Source organism: Streptomyces sp. MnatMP-M17 (assembly GCF_900091995.1).
GTDB lineage: Bacteria > Actinomycetota > Actinomycetes > Streptomycetales > Streptomycetaceae > Streptomyces.
Map to the genome: position 1 here is coordinate 1 of NZ_FMDK01000281.1, position 7,830 is coordinate 7,830.

Below are 7,830 nucleotides of genomic sequence, written 5' to 3' on the forward strand. Positions count from 1 at the left end.
GACGCGGATCGTCGAGGTCGCGGCGGCGACGGCCGCCGCGAGTACGGTCGGCGCGGAGCCGGCGACTCCCGGCACGCTGTGGTGCTCGGAGACCCAGAACCGGTGGTAGCCGAGCGCCTCGATCCGCCGCGCGAACCGCACGGTGTCGCGCAGTGCCGTCGGCCCGTCCTGGCCCTGCCGGGTGCGGGAGCGGTCCAGTACGGAGAATGGAATGCTCGCTACGGTGCTCACACAGGACTCAACGCCCTGCTCGTACCAGGATTCCCGGGGCCCGGGAGAGCACTTAGGCTGGTCGGCATGGACCGTAGCAGCAGGCCGCTGGCCGTGTTCGATCTGGACGGAACCCTCGCGGAGACCGGTCACCGCCAGCATTTCCTGGAGCGGGCGCCTCGTGACTGGGCCGGATTCTTCGCCGCTGCCGGGCAGGACACGCCGCTGGCCGAGGGCGTACGGCTGGTGCTGAAAGCGGCCGAGGAGTGCGAGGTCATGTATCTGACCGGCCGGCCCGAGCGCAGCCGCGCGGACACCGTGGCCTGGCTGGCCGAGCACGGTCTGCCCGAGGGCCGGATCTGGATGCGCCGTAACGACGACCGCAGGCCCGCCCGTACGACCAAGCTGGAGATCCTGCGCCGGCTGGGCGGCAACCGCGAGATCCGGATGCTCGTGGACGACGACGAGCTGGTCTGCGCCGCGGCCGAACGCGCGGGTTTCCAGGTCGTGCGCGCCCGCTGGGCCAGTACGTCACAGGTCCTCAAGGACGCGCAGCAGCGTCAGGGACGGACCCTGACCGGCCGCGCGCTTCCCCATCCGCCCGTGCTTCCCCGTCTGTCCGCGCCCCGTCCGTCCGCGCTCACTCGTCGCCTTCGAGACGGAACCCGACCTTCAGTCCGACCTGGAAGTGCTCGATGTCGCCGTCCTCGATATGGCCACGGACCTCCGTCACCTCGAACCAGTCGAGACCGCGCAGCGTCTGGGCCGCACGGCCGATGCCGTTGCGGATGGCATCGTCCATTCCCTCGTGGGACGTGCCGACGATCTCGGTGACCCGGTACGTGTGATGGGTGTGGGTGTGGTGGGACATGGGCTCGCCCTTCTCCTCGTACGCCCCGCACGCGTTCGTGCGTCGTACGCCACGGCTCTCACTCCACCGTGCCCCACCACGCGGCGCTCCGCGAGGCGTCCGGCGCCGGCCGGTCCTCCGCCGTGGTCCCGAGGGCCAGCCGGGAGACGATCCGGTAGCGGTCGCCACGGTAGAGGGAGCGCACATACTCCACGGGCCGGCCCGAAGCGTCCGAGGTGATCCGGTCGAACAGCAGCGCCGGTGAGAGCACCGGTACGCCGAGCAGCGCCGCCTCGTCCTCGCTCAGCACCGTCGGCTCGATCGACTGCACGGCCTCGGCCGGCGTGATCCGCCCCTCCTCGCGCAGATAGGCGTAGAAGCCGGATTCCATCCGCGCCGGTGTCAGCCCCGGGACCAGCTCGGCGGGCAGATGCAGATACTCCAGGGCCACGGCCCCGCCGTCCACGAACCGCAGCCGGGCCACATAGACGACCTCGGCGGCGGGCGAGAGCCCCAGTCTGCGTCCGACCCGCGCGCCCGCGCCGACCGTACGGAACTCCAGCACCCGGGCCGACCACGCGCCCGGCGCCCTGGGCGCCACGGCGGAGCGGTCCTCGGCGACCAGCTCCTGGGTGATCTTCGCAGGTGCGACGAACATGCCGCGGCCGTGTTCACGGACCAGCAGTCCGGTGGCGACGAGCTCGTCCACCGCCGCCCGCAGCGTGGGCCGCGATACGCCCAGCTCGGCGCAGAGCGTGCGCTCGGACGGAATCGCGTCGCCGGGCCCGCGGGTGTCGACCAGGCCGAGCAGATACTCCCGTACCCGCTCCCGCTTGAGCACCGGGTGAGGAGAACGGGTGTCGCGCACGGGCCCTCCCGGTGAGCCGTAGGACGGTGGGCCGTCGGAAGCTGCGGTCAGTATGCATCACCGGTGGTGGACGAGGTGATGATGCCGTCGTGGGCGAAGTCGCCCGGCGGAATGCCCGGATGGTGGCCGTCCGGGCGTGGGCGGGGATGAGGATGGGGATGGGACGGCCGGGTGCCCAGGGCCAGCCGGGAGACGATCCGGTAGCGGTCGCCGCGGTAGAGGGAGTGGACGTACTCGACGGGACGGCCCGAGGTGTCGAGAGTCAGGCGTTCGATGAGCAGGGCGGGAGAGAGCACCGGGACACGCAGCACCGCGGCCTCGGACTCGCTGACCACCGTCGGCTCGATGGACTGGGTGGCCTCGTGAACATAGAGCTGGTGATGCTCCCTCAGATGGTCGTACAGCTCGCCCGACTCCAGCTCCTGCGGGGTGAGGGCGGGAGCGAGTTCGGCCGGGATGTGGAGATGCTCGATCGCGATGGGCGAGCCGTCGACCAGCCGCAGCCGGGCGATATAGATCAGCTCCGTGGCGGGCGAGACGCGCAGCTTGCGGCCGATCCGGGCGCCCGCCTGGAACGTGGTGCGCTCCAGGACGCGGCTGGACCAGGTGCCGGAGGCCCTGGGAACGACGAACGCCGTGTCCTCCGGCGTGAGTTCCTGGGTGATCTTCGCGGGTGCGACGAACATGCCGCGGCCGTGTTCGCGGACGAGCTGTCCGGTGGCGACGAGTTCGTCCACCGCGGTGCGCAAGGTCGGACGGGAGACACCGAGTTCGGCGCAGAGGGTGCGCTCGGACGGGATCGCGTCGCCCGCACTGCCCGACTCGATCAGGCCGAGCAGATACTCCCGTACGCGCTCACGTTTGAGTACGGCACCTGACGAGCCACCCGACGAGCCGCTCCCCATGGGCATGACCTCTTCCGTCCCTCGTGCTTCTGTACCCGATGACCCAGATATGACCCCGACTGGTCAACTGGTAAACACCATCGTAACCAAGCGAACGGCACGTTCACTGCGAACAGCTGCGGGCACCTGCGAGCAATGCCTGCGAACAGCGCCTGCTTTCCGGGGGCTTGACGCCGACATTGGTCCATGCCACCTTCTGGGCACACACCTTACCAGTTGACCAATTGGTAAATCCCTATCGAGGTGGCCCGTGAAGATCCGCTTCATCGCCGGCGCCGCAGCGCTCGCGGCGACCCTGGCCGTCAGTGCGTGCGGCTCCTCCTCCGACAGTGCCGAAGGCCCGGAGAAGCTCACTGTCTGGATCATGAAGGACAGCGTCACCGAGGACTTCCTCACCCGGTTCACCGAGGACTTCGAGCGGCGGCACAAGGACATCGCCCTGGACATCCAGATCCAGGAGTGGGACGGCATCGGCGAGAAGGTCACCGCGGCCCTCGCCTCCACCGACGCGCCCGATGTCATCGAGGTCGGCAACACGCAGGTCGCCCAGTACGCCGCCAGCGGCGGCGTCAAGGATCTCACCGACCGTACGGAGGACCTGTCCGGCGCGGACTGGCTTCCCGGGCTCGCGGAGCCCGGGAAGATCGACGGCAAGCAGTACGGCATTCCCTGGTACGCGGCCAACCGGGTCGTCCTCTACCACAAGGACCACTTCGCCGAGGCCGGGATCACCTCGCCGCCCGCCACCCAGGACGACTGGCTCGCGGACACCGCGAAGCTCAACAAGGGCCAGGTCCAGGGCATCTATCTGCCGGGCCAGAACTGGTACACGCTGGCCGGCTTCATCTGGGACCGGGGCGGCGATCTCGCCGTACGGTCCGGCGCTGCCTGGAAGGGCGCGCTGGACACTCCTCAGGCGCTCGCCGGGATGGACTTCTACCGGCGTCTCCAGGCTTTCGGGAAGGGACCCAAGGACTCCGACGAGGCCAAACCGCCGCAGGCGGAGGTCTTCGCCAAGGGGGACGTCGCCCAGATCATCTCCGTACCCGGCGGAGCGAAGATCATCGAGGAGACCAATCCCGAGCTGAAGGGAAAGATCGGCTTCTTCCCGGTGCCGGGCAGGACGGCGGGCGAACCGGGCGCGGTCTTCACCGGCGGCTCCGATCTGATCGTCCCGGAGGCCTCCGCCCACCAGGACGCCGCCTATCAGGTGATCAAGGCGCTCGCGGGCGACATCTGGCAGACCGACATGGCGAAGACCATGAGCTATGTTCCCAACAGGACCTCGCTCGCGGGCGCGGTCCAGGGCAGTGAGGGCACGGTGGCGATGGCCGCGGGCGCCGCGCGGGGCCGCGCGACTCCCAACTCGCCGCAGTGGGCCGCCGTCGAGGCCACCAATCCGATCAAGCAGTACATGACCGCGGTGCTCACCGGAACCGATCCCGCGAAGGCCGCGAAGGAAGCGTCCGACAGCATCACCAAGACGCTCGGCTCATGAGGACGGCAGCCAGGGCCCGCCGGACACCCGGGGCCACACCCGAGGCCGGCCGGATACCCAGGGCCCTGTGGCCGTATCTGCTGATCGCGCCCACCGTGCTCGGCACCGCGTATCTGCTCGTCTATCCGCTCGTCCGCAATCTGGTCATCTCATTCCAGACCTACGGAATGGGCCAACTCATCCACGGCGGCGCTCCGTTCGCCGGGCTCGCCAACTACCGGGAGATCCTGGACGACTCCGTGTTCTGGGAGGTCGTACGGCGGACCTTCTGGTGGACCGCGGTCAATGTCGTCCTGATCATGGTGCTGGCCACGCTTGTCGCGCTGATGCTCCAGCATCTCGGCCGGCGGATGCGGCTGCTGGTGATGAGCGGTCTGGTGCTCGCCTGGGCCAGCCCGGTCATCGCCACCACCACGGTCTTCCAGTGGCTGTTCTCGTCCCGGCTCGGAGTGGTCAACTGGCTGCTCGTACGGCTCGGCTTCGAGTCGTACGAGAACTACTCCTGGTTCGCCGACGGCAGCGCCACCTTTGTGATCCTGGTGCTGCTCGTCGTCTGGCAGTCCGTGCCGTTCGCCGCCATCGCCCTGCACGCCGCGCTGCTCACCGTCCCCGCGGAGCTGTACGAGTCGGCGCGGCTCGACGGCGCGGGCGCGGCCCGGATCTTCCGCTCCGTCACCCTGCCCGTGCTGCGACCGCTCTTCGCGCTGGTGCTCTGTCTCGAAGTCATCTGGGTCTTCCGGTGTTTCGCGCAGATCTGGGCCATCAGCAAGGGCGGTCCCGGCGACGCGACCACCACACTGCCCGTCTACGCCTACCGCGTCGCGCGGTCCCTGCACCGCTACGACCTGGGAGCGGCGGCCTCCACCATCACCGTGCTGCTGCTCGTGGCGGTGCTGGTCGTCTACTTCCGTCAGATGTTCCGGCAGGAGGCCGAGCTGTGAGCCGGACCTCCACGAGCCTGGTCAGCCGCGCCCGGATACGACCCCGGATACGACGGCTTCCGCTGCACGCCGCCGCGCTGCTGGTCTTCGTCCTCTCCGTCTTCCCCGTCTACTGGATGGTGCTGACCGCCTTCAAGCCGACCCGGGACATCCAGTCCGAGACACCGCTGTTCCTGCCGACCTCGGTCACTCTCGACCACTTCACCAAGGCCGTCCAGGCGGACGGATTCTGGCTCTTCTGGCGCAACAGCCTCGCCGTCACGGCCGGTTGTGTGCTGCTCGCGCTGATCGTCGCCCTCGGCGCCGCGTTCGCCGTGGCCCGGCTGCGCTGGAAGGGCCGCAGAGGCTTCATCCTCATGGTCTTCATCGCGCAAGTGGCGCCCTGGGAAGCGCTGCTGATCCCGATGTATGTCATCGCCCGCGACACCGGCATGCTCGACAAGCTGTCGATGCTCACCCTGATCTACTTCATGATCACTCTGCCCTTCACCATCGTCACCCTGCGCGGCTTCCTCACCGCCATCCCGGTCGAGCTGGAGGAGGCGGCCCAGGTCGACGGCTGCACCCGCGCGGTCGCCTTCCGCCGGATCACCCTGCCGCTGCTCGCTCCCGGACTGCTCGCCACCTCGCTCTTCGGATTCATCACGGCCTGGAACGAGTTCGCCTTCGCCAACATGCTGATCATCAAGAACCAGGACGACCGCACCCTCCCGGTCTGGCTGTCCTCGTTCTCCAATGTCTTCGGCACCGACTGGGGCGCCACGATGGCCGCCTCCACTCTCTTCGCCCTGCCCGTTCTGGTGCTCTTCCTCGTCCTTCAGGGACGGGTCGCCTCCGGGATGACCAGCGGCGCCGTCAAGGGATAGGAGACCACCGTCATGACCACCCCCACGACCGCCGCACACCGCGCCGGACTCCAGCTCGTGCCACGGCCGTCCCAACTGGCCCCGCTTCCAGGGAAGTTCACACTCGACGAACACACCGCGGTACGCGCGGCCCCAGGCGGCGCCGAGGATGCCGCCGCCCTGCTCCGTACGCTGCTCGCTCCCGCCACCGGACTGCCGCTGCCGGGCGCCGACGACGGCCGGATCGTATTCGTCCTCGATCCCGCCCTCGGCGGACTGGGCGAGGAGGGATACGGGCTGACCGTCGGCGCCGACGCCGTACTGCTGCGCGCGGGCGGCCGGGCGGGCCTGCTGCGCGGCGTTCAGACACTCCGTCAGCTCCTGCCGCCACAGGCGCTGTCGGACGGACCGGCGCGCGATACGGAGTGGTCGCTGCCGTGCGTACAGATCACGGACGTACCGCGGTTCGCCTGGCGCGGTGCCATGCTCGATGTGGCCCGGCGCTTCCGGCCGGTCTCCTTTCTGCGCCGGTTCACCGATCTGCTCGCCCTGCACAAGCTCAATGTGCTGCATCTGCATCTCACCGACGACCAGGGCTGGCGGATGCCCGTCGCCGCGTATCCGAAGCTCACCGAGGTGGGCGGCGAGCCGCACGGCGGCGCTTACACCCGCCAGGAGCTCAGCGGTCTCGTCGCGTACGCCGCGGCCCGTGGTGTCACCGTCGTACCGGAGATAGAGATGCCCGGTCACGCGCGGGCCGCGCTCGCCGCGTATCCCGAACTCGGCAATGTGCCCTCGCGCAGACTCACGGTGTGGGACCGCTGGGGCGTGTGCGAGAACGTCCTCGGCGTCCATGACCAGGTACTCGACTTCTGCCGCACCGTACTGGACGAGGTCATGGAGACCTTTACGTCGCCGCATGTGCATGTGGGCGGTGAGGAGTGCCCCACCACCGAGTGGGAGCGCTCGCCCGACGCGCGCCGACGGGCCGCGGCCGAAGGGCTCTTGGGGCCGGAGGCGCTGCACGGCTGGTTCATGGCGCGCGTCGGCGGCTTTCTCACCGAGAACGGCCGACGGCCGCTGGGCTGGACCGAGTCCGGGAGCGATCTGCCCGTCGGCTTCACCGCCGTGCCCTGGCGGGCCGCCGAGCACGGGCTCACCGCCGCGCGCCGGGGCCAGGACGTGATCATGGCACCGTACCGCTCCACCTATCTCGACTACCCGCAGAGCGACGGTCCCGACGAGCCGCCCGGTCAGCCGGGCGGTGTGGTGTCCCTGCGCGATGTGTACGAGCTGGAGCCCGCGCCCGCCGCCTGGGAACCGGCCGCCGCCGCCCGGGTCCTGGGCACTCAGGCGCAGCTCTGGAGCGAGTACGTACCCACCGCCGCGCACGCCGAGTATCTGGCGTTCCCACGGCTCTGCGCGCTCGCCGAGACCGGCTGGTCGCCGCACCGGGACTGGCCGGGCTTCCAGCGGCGGCTGATCCACCACCGAACCCGGCTCGACGCGCTCCGCGTGCCGAGCCGCCTCCCGCACGACCTCGTACACCGATTCCCGTACCACTCCCCGCTCGGTCCCCCACCAGGAGAGGAAACCGGTCGATGACCGCACAGGAGAACACCACCGCGCCGACGAACACCGCTCCACCGACAGACACCACCGCACCGACGAGCGGCGCACCTATGAGCAGCACACTCACGAGCAGCGCACCGG

General features: G+C 69.6%; 8 protein-coding genes and 1 pseudogene. 5 read left to right on the forward strand and 4 right to left on the reverse strand.

What is annotated here, in order from left to right; genetic code table 11:
* Positions 1 to 231, reverse strand: a 231-nt coding sequence (locus tag GA0115259_RS41755) for an LLM class flavin-dependent oxidoreductase (protein ID WP_256097992.1), incomplete at its 3' end; no start/stop codon positions are given.
* 66 nt (positions 232 to 297) lie between these two features.
* On the opposite strand from GA0115259_RS41755, the pseudogene GA0115259_RS41760 reads away from it, so the two are divergent.
* A pseudogene (locus GA0115259_RS41760) lies at positions 298 to 783 on the forward strand (hypothetical protein); the annotation flags it as partial.
* 67 nt (positions 784 to 850) lie between these two features.
* Here the strand turns inward: GA0115259_RS41760 and GA0115259_RS13320 are convergent.
* Genes GA0115259_RS13320 through GA0115259_RS13330 form a run of 3 tightly spaced genes read right to left on the reverse strand, consistent with a single transcriptional unit; the run spans position 851 to position 2,839 of the window.
* Complete coding sequence (locus GA0115259_RS13320) at positions 851 to 1,081, reverse strand: dodecin (RefSeq protein WP_093595616.1); 231 nt, start codon at positions 1,079 to 1,081, stop codon at positions 851 to 853.
* A gap of 58 nt (positions 1,082 to 1,139) precedes the next feature.
* The gene (locus tag GA0115259_RS13325; protein WP_093595619.1) at positions 1,140 to 1,928 is read right to left on the reverse strand and encodes a GntR family transcriptional regulator; all 789 of its coding nucleotides are present in this window, start codon (positions 1,926 to 1,928) and stop codon (positions 1,140 to 1,142) included.
* 47 nt (positions 1,929 to 1,975) lie between these two features.
* The gene (locus GA0115259_RS13330) at positions 1,976 to 2,839 is read right to left on the reverse strand and encodes a GntR family transcriptional regulator (protein WP_237539972.1); all 864 of its coding nucleotides are present in this window, start codon (positions 2,837 to 2,839) and stop codon (positions 1,976 to 1,978) included.
* Between the two features lie 244 nt (positions 2,840 to 3,083).
* Here GA0115259_RS13330 and GA0115259_RS13335 point away from each other — a divergent pair, with 244 nt between their 5' ends.
* The 4 genes from GA0115259_RS13335 to GA0115259_RS13350 all read left to right on the forward strand — a co-directional run bounded on the left by GA0115259_RS13335 (position 3,084) and on the right by GA0115259_RS13350 (position 7,722).
* Positions 3,084 to 4,331: an extracellular solute-binding protein gene (locus GA0115259_RS13335; RefSeq protein ID WP_176732535.1), complete on the forward strand. Its 1,248-nt coding sequence runs from the start codon at positions 3,084 to 3,086 to the stop codon at positions 4,329 to 4,331.
* Positions 4,328 to 5,272, forward strand: coding sequence for a carbohydrate ABC transporter permease (locus tag GA0115259_RS13340; RefSeq protein WP_093595622.1), 945 nt, complete (start codon positions 4,328 to 4,330; stop codon positions 5,270 to 5,272). Before GA0115259_RS13335 ends, GA0115259_RS13340 begins: the two co-directional genes overlap by 4 nt.
* Positions 5,273 to 5,388: 116 nt before the next feature.
* Entirely contained in the window at positions 5,389 to 6,138 is a 750-nt protein-coding gene (locus tag GA0115259_RS13345) for a carbohydrate ABC transporter permease (RefSeq protein WP_093595634.1), read from the forward strand.
* A gap of 12 nt (positions 6,139 to 6,150) precedes the next feature.
* Positions 6,151 to 7,722 (forward strand): beta-N-acetylhexosaminidase, encoded by a 1,572-nt coding sequence (locus GA0115259_RS13350; protein WP_093595625.1) that lies wholly within the window; start codon positions 6,151 to 6,153, stop codon positions 7,720 to 7,722.
* Positions 7,723 to 7,830 lie beyond the last annotated feature (108 nt).